Below are 18,000 nucleotides of genomic sequence, written 5' to 3'. Positions count from 1 at the left end.
ATAGAAGGTGCTACTCTTTTCTTTATCCTATAAACATATAGTTAACTTTTATTATATGTTTATAGCAAAAGAATATAATAAAGCAAAATTTTTAAAGTGAATATACAAAATTCAGTATATTGTACAAAGGAGAGGTGAATATGGATTTAGGTTTAAGATTAAACATTTTAAAGGAGGGAGGACAAATCGATGAGGGTATTTATAATAATTTAATTAAAACAATCGAAATTTTTGACAAAAATTTCGAAATTAAACTTACTGAAGAAAATGGAGCAATGTTTGTAACTCATCTTTCAGCAGCATTAAATAGAATAAAGAAAAATGAACTGGTAAAGCCTATAGAAAAAGAAATATTTACAGAAGTTGAAAAAGATAATAATTTTAAAAAGGCTAATGAAATTTTAGATTTGTTAGAAGAAATTATAAAAATTTATATACCTGAAGTAGAAAGAACTTTTATATTAATGCACATAGTTACTATTCTAAGTAAATAAAATAAGTAACTCTTAGTTACTAGCTTTAAAATAATTGATTATTAATTAAATTTAGGAGGGATTATATAATGATAAGAATAGTTATTGGAGGACAAATAGATAAAGAAAAAGTTGCTAATATTGCAAAACAAGTGGCAGGAGACAAAGCAACCATTGAGATAAAATCAGATATTGAGGCAGCAATGGCAGTTAAAACTAACCAAGCAGATTATTATTTGGGTGCTTGTAACACTGGTGGTGGAGGAGCATTAGCAATGGCTATAGCACTACTAGGGTACAATCTTTGTGCTACAGTTTCCATGCCGGGTAACATAAGAAGTGATGAAGAAATAATAAAGGAAATAGAGTCTGGGAAAAAAGCCTTTGGATTTACACCTCAACACGCTGAACAAGTAATACCTGTAATCTTAAATAAAATTTTGAGCTAAAAATCAGCCTTATAAAAATAAGAGGAGGAACTTATCTATGGGGATCGTATTAAAGTATGTAATTATTGCTTTGCTTGGTGCATTAGCATCAATACTCTCTAATAAGGGTGTTGCAGTATTTAATGATGGCTTAAGGCCAATAGTTCCAGAATATCTTGAAGGAAGACTTGATAAAAAAGCTTTGGCAGCGACTTCATTTGCACTAAGTTTTGGACTAGTTATTGGTTTCGGTATACCTGTGTCCGTAGCAGCTTCAATAATGTTAGTTCACAGTATTTTATTAGGGACGGACATCATAGGAACATGGTGTCCAAAAGGAAAGGTTGGATTAATAGCTTCAGGGGTAATTGGAGCTTTATATGGCATAGGACTTGTATCAGGACTTAAATTTATAGTTGATGTATTTGCAAAACTTCCAGTTAATTTTTTACCTCAACTTGGACAAGTTGGTAGTCCAGTAATTGCAGCGTTTGCTGTATTCCCAGCTTTAGTTGTAGCTTATCAATATGGAGTTAAAAAAGGAGCTATAACTTTAGTAGTATCATTTTTAGTAAGGCAGCTCACTTTATATTATGGAAAATTTAAGTGGGATGGAGCGACAATAAAACTTGACCAAGAGGGTATGGCGTTACTTGCAGGTATGATAATAATGCTTGCATTTGCAATGAGAGAGAAATCAGATCCCAATACATCAAAAGTAGATTTGGCGTCTATATTTAGTGATAGAGTTGCTAAGATTAAGAAAAATATGCCTATATTAGCTGTTATGGGTGGGTTAATTGCAGCAGCTACAAGTTTAAGTTTGCTGGCTGGTGATCCTATTTCATTAAACCTTCTTAAGGGAGGTAAAAATGTTGAAGCTGCTATGACAGCTTTTGCAAGAGGGATTGGTTTTATACCGCTCGTTGCAACCACTGGTATAACTACAGGTGTCTATGCTCCGGCAGGAATGACTTTTGTATTTGTAGTTGGACTATTAATTAAAAATCCTTTTATAGCCTTTATTGGTGGCGCAGTAGTAATGGCATTAGAAATACTTTTACTTGATGTTTTGGCTAGAATGTTAGATAAATTTCCAGGGGTTAGAAAATGTGGTGACAATATAAGAACTGCTATGAGCAGAGTATTAGAAGTAGCATTACTTGTAGGTGGTATGATAGCAGCTAATGCTATGGCGCCAGGTTTAGGATTATTCGTAGTTGTAGGTATATATGTTATAAATAAAACTTCTAAAAAGCCAATTGTTGATATGGCAGTTGGTCCAGTAGGTGCAATATTCGTAGGTATATTAATAAATGTTCTTTATAAAATAGGATTATATCTACCAGTTAAATAAATGAAAAGATAGCTGATTAGGAGGTGAATTCATCTCCTAAAACTATAATTTAGTAATAATTTGGGGGAATAAATTATGAAGCTAAAAAATGGAATAACTTTTGCCCACGAGCATGTAACTATAGATTTATCAGGCGTAAAAAAAACAGATGATTGTAATTTAAATTGTTTTGATGAAACAGTAATAGAGTTTTGGAAATTAAGAAGTAAGAATGTAAATAATATCATTGATGTTACTAATAGAGGAATGGGAAGAAATGTAGAGTATATTTTAAAGGTTGCAGCAGAAACTGGTATGAATATTGTATGCTCAACTGGGTATTACAAGGAGCCTTTTCTTCCGGAGGAAGTTTATAAATTGTCGGAAAAGGAGCTATCCCAAATAATGATACAGGAAATTACTAAAGGAATTGAGGATACAGGTATAAGGGCTGAAGTTATTGGTGAAATAGGTACTAGTAAGGATACTATGACAGAAGTAGAGAGAAAAATATTTGCTGCTAGCTCTATGGCTCATATTGATACGGGAAGACCAATAATAACACATACAACTTTAGGTACTTTTGGTCTGGAACAAATAGAGTTTTTTAAGAGTAATGGAGTAAATTTAGATAGAGTGATAATTAGTCACGTTGATTTAAGCGGTGATTTGAATTATATTTTGAGATTAATAGACAAAGGTGTTAATGTAGCCTTTGATACCATTGGTAAAGAAAATTATCAACCAGATGATTTAAGAGTAGAATTATTAAAAGAAATATGTAATAGAGGACTTAGCAAAAGAGTATTGATGTCTATGGATATAACCAGAAAGTCTAATTTAAAAACGAGAGGTGGAATTGGGTATTCTTATTTAATAGATAACTTTATTCCAAGATTAAAGGAAAACGGAGTAACTAGTAAAGACATAGATAATATGACGCAGAATAATATTTGCAGGATTTTATCATAAAAACTAGGTTAAATTAATAGATTATTAGCTTTATATGGACTTTGGATCTGAAGAAAGGAATGAATAAATATGAAGACATATCCTTTAGAATCTATATCATTGCAGGATGCAAAAAAATTTCAATTTAAGATGATCGATATTATAACTAAACATTTTAGAGGTACACAAATATTATCTTTAGGTGATTTAGGAGTTATAAAAGGATTAAATAAACCAACATATACAAAGAAAGCAGAAGAAGTTGTGGCCGAATTTTTTGATGCAGAAGCAGCAGCATTTGTTAGAGGGGCTGGCACAGGAGCATTAAGATGGGGCATTATTAGTTTTATGGAAAGTGGAGACACAATGTTAGTACATGATGCACCAATTTATCCAACTACTGAAGTTACCATTAAAACCATGGGGATTAAAGTAGTTAAAGCTAACTTTAATAATAAAGAAGAAATAACAAAAGTACTTAAAGAAAATAAGGAAATCAAAGGTGCTTTAGTACAATATACAAGACAAAAAATTGATGATGCCTATGATATGGAAGAGATAATAAATATTATAAAAGAATTAAATAATGATATAAAAATAATTACTGATGATAACTATGCTGTGATGAAGGTTAAGAAAATTGGGACTCAATGTGGTGCTGATTTAGCTGGTTTTTCATCTTTTAAGCTTTTAGGACCTGAAGGGGTTGGTATATTAATAGGTAAAAAAGTGCTTATAGATAAAGTAATAAGTTTAAATTATTCAGGAGGAAGCCAAGTTCAGGGATTTGAGGCTATGGAGGTTTTAAGGGGATTAGTATATGCTCCGGTGTCTTTAGCATTACAGGCTGAGGTTAACGAAGAGATTGTAAGTAGAATAAACTCTGGTGAAATAGAAGGGGTAAAAAGTGCATTTCTTGCTAATGCACAATCAAAGGTATTGTTAGTAGAATTGAATAAACAAATTGCAGAAGAGGTATTATTAGAAGCAGAAAAATTAGGTGCAGCGCCTAATCCAGTAGGTGCAGAATCAAAATATGAACTAGTTCCAATGTTTTATAGAGTTTCTGGAACCTTTAGAGCTTCAGATAAGAGCTTAGAGAAGAGAATGATAAGAATTAATCCAATGAGAAGTGGGGCAGATACAGTAATAAGAATTTTAAGAGAAAGTGTTAAAAGGGTTAACGGTAGCTTTAACAATAGTCATATATAGTTAGCATTCATTGTAGAAAAGAGGTTAAAGGAATGTTTTTAGATATAACTAAAAAAAGAAATCACGGCTTAATTAAAGTAGCCTTCGAACTTCATCAAAAAGGCTTAATTCAACCAGACACTTATATTATAGATTTAGACAATATAATAGAGAATGGAAGAAAAATAAAAGAAGAGGCAGATAAGTATGGAATAAAACTTTATTTCATGACAAAGCAATTCGGAAGAAACCCTATTGTGTGTCATGAATTAATGAAATTAGGATATAGCGGAGCTGTCGTAGTGGACTTTAAAGAAGCACTTACTTTAAAAGAAAATGGAATAAAGCTTGGACATGTAGGTCATCTTGTTCAGATACCTACACATTGCATGGAAGAAATAATTGAAGCTAAACCCGAGGTTGTGACAGTCTATTCAGTAGATAAGGCTAGGGAAGTATCTAAAATATCACAAAAACTAGGACAAGTTCAAAATATAATGCTCAGAGTGTTAGATGAAGGAGATACACTTTATCCAGCTCAGTACGGAGGCTTTTATTTGAATGAGCTAATTGAAAAAGCTAAGGAAATAAAAGAACTCCCAAATATAAATATTTATGGTATTACTTCTTTCCCTTGCTTTTTATTTGACCCGAAAGAAGGAGATATAAAAGCTACTAAAAATATAGAGACATTAAAGCAAGCACAAAAACTTTTAGAAGATAAACTAAATATAAAAATTCAGGAATTAAATCTACCATCAGCTACCTGTGTTGCAAATATTAAGAGTATAGCAGAATACGGAGGAACCCATGGTGAACCTGGACACGGATTAACAGGTACTACACCTTATCATGCAGAGAATGAAGCAGAAGAAATACCTTGTTTAGTATATGTTAGTGAAGTATCTCATAACTTGAAGGAAGAATGCTACTGTTATGGTGGAGGACATTACAGAAGATCCCATATGAATAAGGCGCTAGTTGGCAGTAGCATTGAGAACTACATTGAGCTTAAAGCTGAGGAACCTTCAAATGAAAGTATTGATTATTACATCGCCTTAAAAGGAAATGCCAACGTTGGTGAAACTGTAGTTATGTCATATAGGACACAGGTCTTTGTAACACGCAGCAGCGTAGCGGTAGTAAAAGGAATTAAAGAAGGTAAACCTGAGTTATTAGGAATATATGATTCATTAGGTAAAAAAACAAAATAATTCTATATGGTGAAAGAAGGGAGAAATTTGAATAGATTTATAGTAATAATTTTAGATGGCTTTGGCGTTGGATATATGAAAGATGTGGAAGAAGTAAGACCTGCTGATTTAGGGGCGAATACATGTAAACATATATTAGAGAAAAAGCCTGAAGTGAAATTGCCTAACATAGAAAAATTAGGTCTAATGAATGCTCTAGGTGAAGCGGTTGGAGCTTTAAAACCTGTGGAAGATGCAACTTTTGGAAAAGCTGAATTAACTCATTTTGGCGCAGATACCTTTATGGGACACCAGGAAATAATGGGAACGTTACCTAAAATGCCTGTTAAAGAATCATTTACAACTGTAATAAACAAGGTATATGATGCTTTAAAATATAAAGATTATAAAGTTGAAATAAAAGAAGGTAAAGAAAGTAAGTTTCTAATAGTTAACAATGCTCTTACTGTTGCAGATAACATTGAGGCAGATTTGGGTCAAGCTTATAATATAACAGCTACTTTAGATATACTGCCATTTGAGGATGTATTAAAAATAGGAAAGATAGTAAGAGAACACTCTAGAGTATCAAGAGTTATTACTTTTGGAGGAAAAGGCATAACCCTTCAAGATATTTTAAATGCTGTAGAGGAAAAGGGCAATGGATTTATTGGTATAAATGCACCAAAGTCTGGAGTATATAACAAAGGATATCAATGTATACATTTAGGTTATGGCATAGATCCTGAGGTTCAAGTTCCTACTATATTAGCTAGGGCAGGAATTAAGGTGACTCTTTTAGGAAAGGTTGCAGATATAGTTTCTAATGACTATGGAAAAAGTATTTCTTGTGTAGATACTGAGGAAGTACTTAAGTTAACTATTGAAGAACTTAAATTAATGGACAAAGGCTTTATTTGCACTAATGTTCAAGAAACGGATCTTTGTGGCCATAGAGAAAATGTTGAGGAATATATTAAGAAACTTATTATAGCTGATGAGTATTTAGGTAAAATAATGGAGAGACTTGAAGGGGATGATATACTGCTAGTTATGGCTGATCATGGTAATGATCCAACTATAGGACACAGCAGGCATACTAGAGAAATGGTTCCTGTACTTGTATTTGGACCAAAAGTAAAGAAAGCATCATTGGGAATAAGAAGCTCTCTATCTGATGTTGGTGCTACTGTAGCTGATTATTTTGGTTATAGCACTATCGAACATGGACATTCATTCTTAGATATAATTGTTTAAGAGTAGTAAGCTCTAATAGATTTAAAGTAAAATTATTATTGATAAAATATAATATAAATTGGTTTTGCAAAATAAACTATTGCTAATGCTGAATATTTTTAAAATGAAGTGGTCCTTTATTCAGAATATACAATATAATGTATATTCCCTTATTTAGGGAAAAACAGTGTTAGCTGAAATTGTCTCAGGAAGGTGATTAGCGTGAGAATAATAGTTGTAGATAATTATGAAGAAATGAGTAAAAAAGCAGCATCAGTAGTAGCAAGTCAAATAATTCTTAAGCCTAATAGTGTATTGGGATTAGCTACTGGAGATACACCTTTAGGTATGTATAAAGAGTTAATTACTATGTATAACAAAAAAGAAATAGATTTTTCAGAGATAGAAAGTTTTAACTTGGATGAATATTATCGTATAGATAAGAATAACAGTCAAAGTTATCATTATTACATGGTAAAGAATTTTTTTAGTCATGTTAATATTGAAAAAGAAAAAATAAATATACCTAATGGAATGGCTGAAAATATAGAGGAAGAATGTAAAAATTATGATGAAAAAATAAATAGAGTTGGTGGAATAGATATTCAAGTACTTGGAATTGGTGTAAACGGTCATATAGGATTTAATGAACCAGCTGTTAACTTTGAAGCAGGAACTCATCTTGTAAATCTTGATGAAAAAACTATTCAATCAAACTCAAGATTTTTTAAGTCTATAGAACAAGTACCTACAAGAGCTATAAGTATGGGAATAAAAACAATAATGTATTCTAAAAACATAATTTTATTAGCAAATGGTGAAGCAAAAGCTGATGCTATTACTAAAACAATAACTGGGAAAATATCTCCTGAGGTTCCTGCGTCAGTTCTACAATTGCATAAAAATGTTATAATAATCGTAGACAAAGAAGCAGCAAGTAAACTTTAGTATCTGATGTAGAAAAACTACAGGATATAGACTTAAAAATATTATGTGGATTTTAACCTATTCATTACATTTTTATGACCTGTTACTGCAATCTAGTGTAGTTAATATATTATCCTGACGATATAACAAGTATAACAAAATTTGAAAATACAGCGAAAGGAGGCGCTTATATGCGTATATCTTTTTCACCACAACAACACATAGGTTTAGTAAATTTAAGCTATCGTTCTAATGATAGCTCGACTAAAAATGTTCTTGATAACAATGAAAAGACTGAAAAACATTTGGGCATAAATAAAAAGAATATGGATAAATCTTTAGGAGGAAGCCTAAGGAAGAATAATATTCTAGAAAACCTAATGAAACAAAAAGAAAATTTAATGGATAGTAAAGGTGCCATTATGGAGAAAGCTTTGAAAGATGGCAGAGATCCATCATCTGTAAAAGAAAAGCTTAAAGAAATTGATAAACAAATTGAAGAAATCGATAAGCAGATGAGCAAAATTCAACTGGAGGAGCAGCGTAAGGCTCTTGGCAATGAAGATAAGGATAAGAAAGGCAAAGAAACTAACAAAATATCAAATGAAGCTTCTACTGAAGATGAAAAAATAGGTATTCCTAAAGATAAAATGGACAGTATGCTAAGTCTTTCGGGAAGCCTATCTCAGGCTAAAATGCTATCAACTCAAAGAACTTCAATGTCAGGTGAAGCAAGGGTTTTAAATTGTGAAATAAAGATAGACGAGGGAAGAGGAATTAATCCTATTAATAAAAAGAAACGTGTTGCTCAATTAGAGGAAAATATTGAAAATGTTAATGAAAAAATCAATGATAAACTAAAGGAAGCAAATAATCCCAATAATGATAGTGTACAAGGTGATACTTCAAAAAATGCTGCTGCTAAAAATAAAAAAAGTAAGGATTTAAGTAGTAAGAGTAATTTGGAAAGTGAAGATAAATTAGTAATAGAACAACAAAAAGCTGAACAAAAGCTTAAACATTATAATGATAATTCCGCTGATAACGCTGAGAATAATGGTGAAAAAATTAATGCAACAGCTTAAGTTTCATTACAGTCTGTGGAAGGTTTATCCACAGGCTTAAAACATGTTATAATTACTTTTGGGGTGATTCTATGATAAAAGTAGCTGTTTGTGATGACGAAAATAAACAACGAGAAACAATAGTGCATATTGTTAACAAAGCTTTAGAGTTAACAAATGAACATTATAAAATAGTGCCATTTACAAATGGTGAACAATTAATGTTCTCAGCTTTAGATTTTGATATATATTTTTTGGATATACAGATGGATAAACTAACAGGAATAGAGGTTGCAAAAAAAATAAGACTTGTAAATGAAAAGTCAATTATTATATTTATAACAGGATATAAAGACTATGTTTTTGATGCATTTGATGTAAGCGCATTTCACTATATTTTAAAACCTATTGATGAGGAAAAGCTTAAGAACATTTTATATAGAGCTTTATTACAATTGAAAAAAAAGGACAAGTTTATTGTCGCTAAAACAATTAGTCATTCAACTAAAATTTTTCTCAAGGATATAATGTATTTAGAATCAGAACAAAGAAAGCTAAAGGTTCATACTATATATGATATTATTGAATATTACCATAAGTTGTCCGATATCGAGCAGGAGCTTCGTGAATGCCACTTTTTTAGATGCCATAAAAGTTATATTGTAAATTTAAGTTATGTTCAGAGTTTTGATAATACCTTTATAACCTTAAAGAATTCAGAAAAGATATATATATCTAAATACAGGTTGAATAATTTCTCAAAGGCATTTATGTATTATTTAAAAGATGAGGCACAATAAGTATGGAAAAACAACAAATAGCTGAAATTATTGAATTTTCATCAACATATTTCACATTACCTTTTTTATATGCAGTTAAATATTATTTTTATAAAAGCTTTTTAGGCTTTAGAAGTAAAGCTTGGAAGTTTGTTTTAAGTACAGTATTATTCACAGTTGCTAATCTTTTTATATTAACAACAGCATCTGAGATATTGAAAATAATTATGGATGGTACAATTTGGATAATAATTGTATGTATTTTATGTAAAGGAAGTTTTCTGATTAAGCTTTATGCTGTTATTGTGGAAAATGCAATATTATTGCTTATTAATATAACTTTTTTAACCTTTGATTTCTCAGTTCTTCGCATTACACATAAATTAAATATGTCTTTTAATGAACACATGATCATAAGTTTTATAAATAACATTAGTAGAGATATTATAAGTTTTACAATATTATTTGTATTCTTAAAAAAAATCTGTAACTTACTAGATCTAAAAGAAAGGACAGTGAATTTATATCAGGGCTTATATTTACTTATTCCTTGTCTTTCAAGTTATAGTTTAGCACTTGTATTTTATATTATTCAAAGTATTAAAATTGATGGTAGGCAATACTATTTACCCTTTATTTTCCCTAAAATTTATTATGTTTTGCCTCTTCTAAGTTTCGCTTTAATAATATCAATAGTAATTACGGCTTACACATTTAAAAAAATGATTGAAGGAGAACAGGAAAAACAAAAAAATATGCTTATGGAACAGCAGCTTAAACATAGTAAAAGCATTGAAATACTTTATAATGGAATAAGAGGAATAATGCATGATATGAATAACCATCTTGCTTGTTTAAGAACTTTGGCATGTGTTAACAATATTGAAGAGATAAAGAATTATTTAGATAACATTAGTCAAACCATAAATAAACTTGACCTTAAAATAAAAACAGGTAATCCTATATCTGATGCAGTTATAAACGAAAAATATAATATAGCAAAAAAACAGGAAATAGAGTTTGTATGTGATTTTATGATACCTAAAGAAACCTTGTTGGAACCTATGGATTTATGTACTATTTTAAGTAATACCTTAGACAATGCAATAGAGGCTTGCATGAGAATTACAGATAGCAATATCTTTAAGATAATATGGATAAAATCTTATATCAAAGATATGTACATGATAATTGAAGTCTCAAATACTACTACAAACAGGCTTTCTTATGTTAAAAATAAAATTATAAGTACAAAATCTGATAAGCTTAATCATGGCATGGGAATTTCTAATATAGAGGCTGTGGTGAGAAAATACAATGGAATAGTTGATATAGTAGAAGAAAAAAACAAGTTTACTATTAACCTTATGCTTAAGATTGAATAAAATTAATGTTGACAAGATATAAAAAATTGTATAGAATTCTAAATAAGTTATCAATTTAAAACCGATGACAAGAAATAGTAGATAGAGGAGTTTAGTTTAAGCGAGTTTGGAATGGTGTGAGCCAAACACTGTAGCCTGTATTGAATGGGTCTTGGAGGTGTGATGCGAAATGATAGTAGCAGCAGCCGGTAGTCTACCGTTAAAAAGACAAGGTATCGAGTAAATCTGTACCTGTAAGAGATAGTTTTATGCTTAGGTGGTATAACGAAATTTGGCATTTCGTCCTTTGTGGATGAGGTGTTTTTTATTTCTAAAAATACACTATAAGTATAAACTAATTTGGGTGGCACCGCGGTCATTTCGTCCCATTATGTGGATGGAATGGCCTTTTTTGTATTTAAATAAAGTACTGATAACAAATATTAAACAAAAATAGGAGGGTTATAAATGCTAAGTATATCTGAAAGAAGCTTTAATAAATATAAAAGTTCTAATAAAGCTTTTCCCATATTTCTAAAGATGAATGGAGATGAACTTACACCTATAGCAATTTACTATAGATTAAAAGGTAAATGCAAATTTTTACTTGAAAGCATATATTCAGAAAATGAAATAGGGAGATATTCATTTATTGGAGCAGAGCCTTATATGACAATCAAAAGCTATGGTGAAAATATAGTTTTATCTAGTGATAAGAAAAGAAGAGAAGTAAAAGGTAAATTTTTAGAACATGTACAGCAATATTTAACTATAGACTATGACTCTGCGGGACTTGATGTACCTTTCACAGGAGGTGCTATAGGATATGTTGGTTATGACATAGTAAGGCAATATGAACGACTTCCTTTTACAAAGGATGATGATTTAGAGGTACCAGAAGCATACTTAATGTTTTACAAAAGCTTCATTTGTTATGACCATTTTAAACATGAACTTTATATAGTCTACAATGTTATGACTGATGACTATAAAGATTACTCAGATGTATTAAATGAAATAAATACACTTAAAAATTTAATTATGAGCAATGTTGAGACACATGAATTACAGCAAGTACAATCACATAAAGAGCTAGAGTCTAATGTCACTAAAGAAGAATTTTGCAGCCTTGTAGATAAAGCTAAAGAATATATAAAAGCTGGAGATATATTTCAAGTTGTTTTATCACAAAGATTACAGTTTAAAAACTTATCACAGCCCTTTGATATCTATAGAAGATTAAGAACAAAAAACCCATCTCCTTATCTTTTCTATATAGACTTTAATGATATGCAGGTAGCAGGTTCATCACCAGAAAGTTTAGTTACTGTAAGTGGTAGAAAAGTGACTACTAACCCTATAGCAGGAACAAGGGTTAGAGGGAAAAGTATGGAGGAGGATTTAAAGTTAAAGGAAGAACTACTCTGTGATGAAAAGGAGAGAGCTGAACATGTTATGCTCGTAGATTTAGGCAGAAATGACATAGGAAAAGTAAGCAAGTTTGGAACTGTAAATGTTGATAGGTTTATGGAAGTGGATTTTTATTCTCATGTTATGCATATAGTCTCCAAAGTCTCTGGAGAGCTAAAGGAGGGAATAGGTTATCTTGATGCTTTAAAAGCTTGTTCACCTGTAGGAACTGTATCTGGTGCTCCCAAAATAAGAGCTATGGAGATAATTGATGAGCTTGAGGAGAGCAAAAGAGGAATTTATGCAGGAGCCATTGGATACTTTTCCTTCAGTGGAAACATGGACACTTGTATTGGAATAAGAACTATTTTATTTAAGAAAAACTACGCATATGTGCAGGCAGGAGCAGGAATTGTATATGATTCTATTCCTGAAAATGAATATATGGAAACACTGAATAAAGCAATGGCAATGAGAGAGGTGATATAAATGATATTCATAATAGACAATTATGATTCCTTTACATTTAACCTTTACCAATATATTGGTGAGATATATGACAATGTAAAAGTAATAAGAAATGATGAAATAGATATTGAAACTCTGAAGAATTTACAACCTCAGGGGATTATACTGTCACCAGGTCCGGGAATTCCAGAAGATGCAGGAATTTGCATCGATGTTATACGAAAACTCGGTAGCAGTATTCCTATACTAGGAATATGTCTTGGACATCAGGCTATAGGAAGTGCATATGGCGGAAAGGTTGTTAGAGCAGAAAACATAAAGCACGGGAAAACTTCTCATATAACAGCTAAAGAAAATAAGTTGTTTAAAGGGATAGAAAGGTTAATAAGAGTCATGAGGTATCATTCACTTATAATAGATAGAAATACACTGCCAGAAGATATCAAAATTATAGCAGAAAGCATAGATGATAATGTAATTATGGGTATTAAGCATAGAGACCATGAAGTATATGGACTTCAATTTCATCCAGAATCCATACTTACTGAACAAGGGAAAGTCATAATTAAAAATTTTGTGGAGGGGATATGCAATGCTTCAGGAAGCAATTAAAAAAGTTGTCGCTAAGGAAAAGTTAACGGAAGAAGAAGCCTATAATGCTATGAATGAAATTATGGTAGGTAATGGAACAAATTCTCAGATAGGAGCATTTCTTATAGGCCTTAGGATGAAGGGAGAAGAAGTAGATGAGATCACCGGCTTTGCAAAAGCTATTAGAGACAATGCTTCACCTTTAAAAACAAAATCAAGCTATGTTATTGATACTTGTGGCACAGGAGGTGATGGGGGGAAAACCTTTAATATATCTACAGCGGTAGCAATAATAGCAGCTTCAGCAGGCATTAAAATAGCAAAGCATGGTAATAGAGCAGTTTCAAGCAAAAGTGGAAGTGCTGATGTACTTGAAAAGCTAGGATTTAATATAAACTTACAACCAGAGCAAGCTAGACAATGTATAGATGAAAAAGGCATGGCATTTCTTTTTGCACCTAAATATCATAGCGCTATGAAAAATGCAGCACTTACAAGAAAAGAGCTTGGAATAAGAACTGTATTTAACTTATTAGGTCCTCTGACCAATCCGTCTTTTGTAAAAGGTCAGGTTTTAGGAGTTTATGATAAAGAACTAACCAAGCCTATAGCACAGGTACTTTTGAATTTAGGCTGTGAAAGAGCTATGGTAGTTTGTGGAGAAGATGGTCTAGATGAAATAACTACAACTACTATTACTCATGTAAGCGAATTAAAGGATGAAAAGATAGTAGATTATAACATAAGCCCTAAGGATTTTAAGATAAAATTAGCTACTTCGGATGATATAAAGGGGGGACGCCAGAGGAGAATGCGAAGATACTATTTGATGTACTTAAAGGTAAAAAGGATTCCAAGAGAGACATAGTTCTTCTAAATAGTGCTGCTGCACTATACGTAGGAAAAGTATGCAGCAGTATCGAGGAAGGAGTAAAGCTCGCAGAAAAAATTATTGACTCTGGAGCAGCCTATTCTAAGCTTAGAGAACTTGTAGATTATAGCAGAAGGTTCAATTAGTTTTTACAAGAGGGGAGGAGCAAAATGATATTAGAGGATATAGTTGCCCATAAAAAACTACAAGTAATAACTGAGAAGGAGCGTTGTCCCTTAGATGAGTTATTAGTAAGTTGTGAATATAAAAATATAAGGAATTTTGAAAAAGCCTTAACTGAGCCAAATATAGCTATTATTGCAGAGATAAAAAGAGCATCACCATCTAAAGGAATAATAAGAGAGGATTTTGATCATATAAAAACAGCTAGAATTTATGAGGAAATTGAAATTGATGCGGTATCTGTACTTACTGAGAGAAAGTTTTTTAAGGGAAAAGATGAATATATAGCAGAGGTTAAAAAAGCAAACAAAAAGCCTATACTAAGAAAGGACTTTATAATAGATGAGTATCAGATGTTTCAATCAAAAGCTATAGGTGCTGATGCAGTTTTATTAATAGTTTCAATTTTAGGAAACAAGGTAAAGAATTTTTGAACTTAGCTAGAGAACTTGGATTATACTGCCTTACGGAAGTTCATAATGAACAGGAGCTAGACTTAGCGTTATCTGCAGGCTGCGATATTGTGGGGATAAATAATAGGAATCTTAGAGACTTTACAGTTGATCTAAAAAACACAGAAAGACTTATAAAGTATATACCTAAAAATACTATAGTTGTATCTGAAAGTGGAATTAAAACCTATGAGGACATCCGATATTTAAGGAATCTAGGTGTAAATGCAGTACTTATAGGTGAAACCTTTATGAGAGATATAGATAAAATTCGCAATATTGAAAATTTTGTATCGAAATCAAAATCCTATGACTAGGCTATAGATATTGTAAGAGTGGAGGTGGATTATGACAAAGATAAAAATATGTGGTTTAACTAGAAAGGAAGACATAGCGTATGTGAATGAACTTCTTCCAGATTATGTTGGCTTTGTATTTGCTAAAAGCAAAAGGCAAGTGAACTTAGAGAAAGCTAAAGGACTTACTGATTTATTAGACAGGAGAATAAAAACAGTAGGGATATTTGTAAATGGAGATGTTAAGAAAGTAAGAAGCGCTGCGGAATATTTAAAGCTTGATATACTTCAGTTTCATGGCAGTGAAGATGAGCATTATATAAAAAAATTTGGTGATTTTAGCATATGGAAATCTCTAAGCATAGAAGCTCAAAGAAAAAATCTACTGCCGGAGGATCAAAATAGCTACCAGCAAAAGTTAAATACCATAGGGAAATATGATATTGATGGTATTCTCTTAGATAGCAGTGCTATAAGTGCAGCTGGAGGAACCGGAGTAAGTTTCGACTGGAGTATAGTTAAAAAAATTAAAGCTTGTAAGCCTTTAATTCTTGCAGGTGGTTTAAAGGCAGAAAATATACAAAAGGCCATAGAAATAGCAGAGCCTTATGTAGTAGATGTTTCTAGTGGAGTAGAAGAACATGGTGTGAAGAATTTTTATAAAATAAATGAATTTATTAAGAGAGCGAGGGAATTTTAATGAATGGAAGGTTTGGAAAATTTGGAGGACAATATGTACCTGAGACGATAATGAACCCTATAATAGAGCTAGAAAGGGAATACAATAGAGCCATAGAAGATGAAAAGTTCATAAATGAGTACAAATATTATCTCGAAGATTATGTAGGAAGAGAGAGTCCATTATATTTTGCCGAAAACCTAACTAGAAAACTTGGGGGAGCAAAGATATATCTAAAGAGGGAAGACCTAAACCATACTGGTGCACATAAAATAAACAATGCTTTAGGCCAAGTATTGCTTGCAAAAGAATGGGGAAAAGAAGAATTATAGCAGAAACTGGAGCAGGACAACATGGAGTTGCCACAGCTACAGCAGCAGCTATGTTTGGCATGGAATGTGAGATATTTATGGGAGAAGAGGATATAAGAAGACAAGCTCTTAATGTATTCAAGATGAAAATATTAGGTGCTAAGGTGAATTCAGTAATCTCAGGTACTGGCACTCTTAAGGATGCGGTAAATGAAGCTATGAGAGACTGGGTATCAAATGCAGAAAATACCTTTTACGTAATTGGATCAGTTATGGGGCCTCACCCTTATCCAACTATGGTTAGAGATTTCCAAAGAATAATTGGAGATGAGGCAAGAAAGCAGATCATAGAAAAGGAAGGACGTTTAGCTGATTATGTGATAGCCTGTGTTGGTGGCGGAAGTAATGCAATGGGAATATTTTATCCATTCATTAATGACAAAACAGTAAAGCTCGTTGGAGTAGAAGCGGCTGGTCGTGGTGTTGATACAGATGAGCATGCGGCTACTATGAATAAAGGATCTATCGGTGTAATTCATGGAATGATGACATATGTACTTCAAGACGAAGATGGACAAATACTTCCTGCACACTCAGTATCTGCAGGATTAGATTATCCTGGTATTGGACCTGAACATGCTCAGTTAAAGGAAATGGAAAGAGCAGAATATGTACCTATAACAGATAAGGAAGCTTTAGATGCATTTACTTATGTTTCTTGTGCAGAAGGCATCATTCCAGCATTGGAAAGCTCTCATGCATTGGCTTATGTAGTGAAACTAGCACCAAGGCTTAATAAAGATAATATCATTATTGTAAACTTATCAGGACGAGGGGATAAAGATATAAATACTGTAGCTGATATTATGGGGGTAGAATTATAATGAAAAATAGAATAGATACTAAATTAAATTTAATAAAACAAGAGGGACAGAAAGCTGTAATAACCTTTATAACAGCGGGATATCCAAGTTTAGATGCAACTGTTGATTTGGTGCTTGCTATGGAAGAAGCAGGTGCTGATATAATTGAACTTGGAATACCTTATTCGGACCCATTAGCAGATGGAGTTATTATACAAGAAGCTTCTTCGCTGGCATTGAAAAATGGAGCTAAGATATGCAAAATAATGAATACAGTAAAATCTATTAGAGCAAAAAGCAGTATTCCTCTTGTTTACATGGTGTATTATAATTCTATATTTAAATATGGAATGGAAAAGTTTATTAGAGCAGCTAAAGAGGTTGGAATTGATGGAATTATAATACCAGATCTACCAATAGAAGAAAGAAAAGACGTTTTGGAAATAGCAGATAAATATAATATATATTTAATACCATTAGTAGCACCAACTTCAAAAGAGCGAATAAAAAATATAACTGATGGTGCTAAAGGTTTTATATATTGTGTATCAACGATGGGAGTCACAGGTGTTAGAAATAAAATAAACACCAATATAGAAGAATATATGAAAACAGTAGAATCTTATACTGAAAAGCCTAAAGCCTTGGGTTTTGGAATATCCAATGCTAAGATGGTTGAAGAATTTAAAGAATACTGTGATGGTATTATTATTGGAAGTGCCGTTATAAAAAAAGTAATGGAATCTGTAAACAGAGAAGATGCTATTGAGAATGTAAAAAACTTCATATCTGAAATTAGCACAGTTTGTAAAGAACAATCAAAAGTTTAAATAGAATAATTTTTGGTAATAACCGGTTGGTATTTGTTGCAGATTTTTACCCTTAAAATCCGTATTAGTTTTAGCTGAAATCTAAATTAAAGAGGCTACAATTG

15 protein-coding genes, 3 pseudogenes and 1 other annotated feature are annotated in these 18,000 nt (G+C 31.8%); all 18 genes and pseudogenes read left to right on the top strand.

The genetic code is table 11. From position 1 onward, the window contains the following. The first annotated feature begins 140 nt into the window (after window positions 1-140). The 18 genes and pseudogenes from RCG18_RS27410 (at window position 141) to trpA (ending at window position 17,896) form a co-directional block, all read left to right on the top strand. Window positions 141-494, top strand: coding sequence for a PRD domain-containing protein (locus RCG18_RS27410; RefSeq protein ID WP_308039129.1), 354 nt, complete (start codon window positions 141-143; stop codon window positions 492-494). A 68-nt stretch (window positions 495-562) separates the two neighbouring features. After that, complete coding sequence (locus RCG18_RS27405) at window positions 563-922, top strand: DUF2620 domain-containing protein (RefSeq protein ID WP_308039128.1); 360 nt, start codon at window positions 563-565, stop codon at window positions 920-922. Window positions 923-959: 37 nt separating this feature from the next. After that, complete coding sequence (locus tag RCG18_RS27400) at window positions 960-2,258, top strand: YhfT family protein (RefSeq protein WP_308039127.1); 1,299 nt, start codon at window positions 960-962, stop codon at window positions 2,256-2,258. Between the two features lie 75 nt (window positions 2,259-2,333). Then, on the top strand, window positions 2,334-3,209 hold the full coding sequence (locus RCG18_RS27395; RefSeq protein WP_308039126.1) for a phosphotriesterase-related protein: 876 nt from the start codon (window positions 2,334-2,336) through the stop codon (window positions 3,207-3,209). Window positions 3,210-3,278: 69 nt separating this feature from the next. Next, entirely contained in the window at window positions 3,279-4,400 is a 1,122-nt protein-coding gene (locus RCG18_RS27390) for an aminotransferase class V-fold PLP-dependent enzyme (protein ID WP_308039125.1), read from the top strand. Between the two features lie 32 nt (window positions 4,401-4,432). Continuing rightward, complete coding sequence (locus RCG18_RS27385; RefSeq protein ID WP_308039124.1) at window positions 4,433-5,593, top strand: YhfX family PLP-dependent enzyme; 1,161 nt, start codon at window positions 4,433-4,435, stop codon at window positions 5,591-5,593. Between the two features lie 27 nt (window positions 5,594-5,620). Next, entirely contained in the window at window positions 5,621-6,829 is a 1,209-nt protein-coding gene (locus RCG18_RS27380) for a phosphopentomutase (RefSeq protein ID WP_308039123.1), read from the top strand. Window positions 6,830-7,030: 201 nt separating this feature from the next. After that, the gene (gene nagB / locus RCG18_RS27375) at window positions 7,031-7,756 is read left to right on the top strand and encodes a glucosamine-6-phosphate deaminase (RefSeq protein WP_308039122.1); all 726 of its coding nucleotides are present in this window, start codon (window positions 7,031-7,033) and stop codon (window positions 7,754-7,756) included. 170 nt (window positions 7,757-7,926) lie between these two features. Next, the gene (locus tag RCG18_RS27370; protein ID WP_308039121.1) at window positions 7,927-8,820 is read left to right on the top strand and encodes a hypothetical protein; all 894 of its coding nucleotides are present in this window, start codon (window positions 7,927-7,929) and stop codon (window positions 8,818-8,820) included. 71 nt (window positions 8,821-8,891) lie between these two features. Further along, window positions 8,892-9,599 (top strand): LytTR family DNA-binding domain-containing protein, encoded by a 708-nt coding sequence (locus tag RCG18_RS27365; protein WP_308039120.1) that lies wholly within the window; start codon window positions 8,892-8,894, stop codon window positions 9,597-9,599. 2 nt (window positions 9,600-9,601) lie between these two features. Then, window positions 9,602-10,963 carry a GHKL domain-containing protein gene (locus RCG18_RS27360; RefSeq protein WP_308039119.1) on the top strand — a complete coding sequence of 454 codons (1,362 nt, stop codon included), beginning with the start codon at window positions 9,602-9,604 and terminating at the stop codon, window positions 10,961-10,963. A 55-nt stretch (window positions 10,964-11,018) separates the two neighbouring features. Next, window positions 11,019-11,334 (top strand) — a binding site (T-box leader). Window positions 11,335-11,410: 76 nt separating this feature from the next. Next, window positions 11,411-12,841 (top strand): anthranilate synthase component I, encoded by a 1,431-nt coding sequence (trpE, locus tag RCG18_RS27355; RefSeq protein WP_308039118.1) that lies wholly within the window; start codon window positions 11,411-11,413, stop codon window positions 12,839-12,841. Further along, the gene (locus tag RCG18_RS27350; protein ID WP_308039117.1) at window positions 12,842-13,432 is read left to right on the top strand and encodes an aminodeoxychorismate/anthranilate synthase component II; all 591 of its coding nucleotides are present in this window, start codon (window positions 12,842-12,844) and stop codon (window positions 13,430-13,432) included. After that, a pseudogene (trpD, locus tag RCG18_RS27345) lies at window positions 13,413-14,428 on the top strand (anthranilate phosphoribosyltransferase). Before RCG18_RS27350 ends, trpD begins: the two are co-directional and overlap by 20 nt. Window positions 14,429-14,452: 24 nt before the next feature. Further along, window positions 14,453-15,234 (top strand): annotated as a pseudogene (gene trpC / locus RCG18_RS27340) (indole-3-glycerol phosphate synthase TrpC). A 31-nt stretch (window positions 15,235-15,265) separates the two neighbouring features. Then, window positions 15,266-15,913 carry a phosphoribosylanthranilate isomerase gene (locus RCG18_RS27335; protein ID WP_308039116.1) on the top strand — a complete coding sequence of 216 codons (648 nt, stop codon included), beginning with the start codon at window positions 15,266-15,268 and terminating at the stop codon, window positions 15,911-15,913. Next, window positions 15,913-17,087, top strand: a pseudogene (gene trpB, locus RCG18_RS27330) (tryptophan synthase subunit beta). The gene RCG18_RS27335 and the pseudogene trpB overlap by 1 nt, the downstream one beginning before the upstream one ends. Beyond that, window positions 17,087-17,896: a tryptophan synthase subunit alpha gene (trpA, locus tag RCG18_RS27325; RefSeq protein ID WP_308039115.1), complete on the top strand. Its 810-nt coding sequence runs from the start codon at window positions 17,087-17,089 to the stop codon at window positions 17,894-17,896. The pseudogene trpB and the gene trpA overlap by 1 nt, the downstream one beginning before the upstream one ends. The last annotated feature ends 104 nt before the right edge of the window (window positions 17,897-18,000 follow it).

Source organism: Clostridium sp. OS1-26 (genome assembly GCF_030915445.1).
Lineage (GTDB): Bacteria > Bacillota > Clostridia > Clostridiales > Clostridiaceae > Clostridium_AM.
This window is presented reverse-complemented; position numbering and strand designations above follow the sequence as displayed.

What these genes read in the sequence shown, in the direction of transcription:
- RCG18_RS27365 (WP_308039120.1), top strand. Translation starts at nt 8,892, where the DNA reads ATGATAAAAGTAGCTGTTTGTGATGACGAAAATAAACAACGAGAAACA.
- RCG18_RS27405 (WP_308039128.1), top strand. Translation starts at nt 563, where the DNA reads ATGATAAGAATAGTTATTGGAGGACAAATAGATAAAGAAAAAGTTGCT.
- RCG18_RS27390 (WP_308039125.1), top strand. Translation starts at nt 3,279, where the DNA reads ATGAAGACATATCCTTTAGAATCTATATCATTGCAGGATGCAAAAAAA.
- RCG18_RS27360 (WP_308039119.1), top strand. Translation starts at nt 9,602, where the DNA reads ATGGAAAAACAACAAATAGCTGAAATTATTGAATTTTCATCAACATAT.
- RCG18_RS27385 (WP_308039124.1), top strand. Translation starts at nt 4,433, where the DNA reads ATGTTTTTAGATATAACTAAAAAAAGAAATCACGGCTTAATTAAAGTA.
- RCG18_RS27350 (WP_308039117.1), top strand. Translation starts at nt 12,842, where the DNA reads ATGATATTCATAATAGACAATTATGATTCCTTTACATTTAACCTTTAC.
- trpE (WP_308039118.1), top strand. Translation starts at nt 11,411, where the DNA reads ATGCTAAGTATATCTGAAAGAAGCTTTAATAAATATAAAAGTTCTAAT.
- RCG18_RS27370 (WP_308039121.1), top strand. Translation starts at nt 7,927, where the DNA reads ATGCGTATATCTTTTTCACCACAACAACACATAGGTTTAGTAAATTTA.
- RCG18_RS27335 (WP_308039116.1), top strand. Translation starts at nt 15,266, where the DNA reads ATGACAAAGATAAAAATATGTGGTTTAACTAGAAAGGAAGACATAGCG.
- RCG18_RS27400 (WP_308039127.1), top strand. Translation starts at nt 960, where the DNA reads ATGGGGATCGTATTAAAGTATGTAATTATTGCTTTGCTTGGTGCATTA.
- RCG18_RS27395 (WP_308039126.1), top strand. Translation starts at nt 2,334, where the DNA reads ATGAAGCTAAAAAATGGAATAACTTTTGCCCACGAGCATGTAACTATA.
- RCG18_RS27410 (WP_308039129.1), top strand. Translation starts at nt 141, where the DNA reads ATGGATTTAGGTTTAAGATTAAACATTTTAAAGGAGGGAGGACAAATC.
- trpA (WP_308039115.1), top strand. Translation starts at nt 17,087, where the DNA reads ATGAAAAATAGAATAGATACTAAATTAAATTTAATAAAACAAGAGGGA.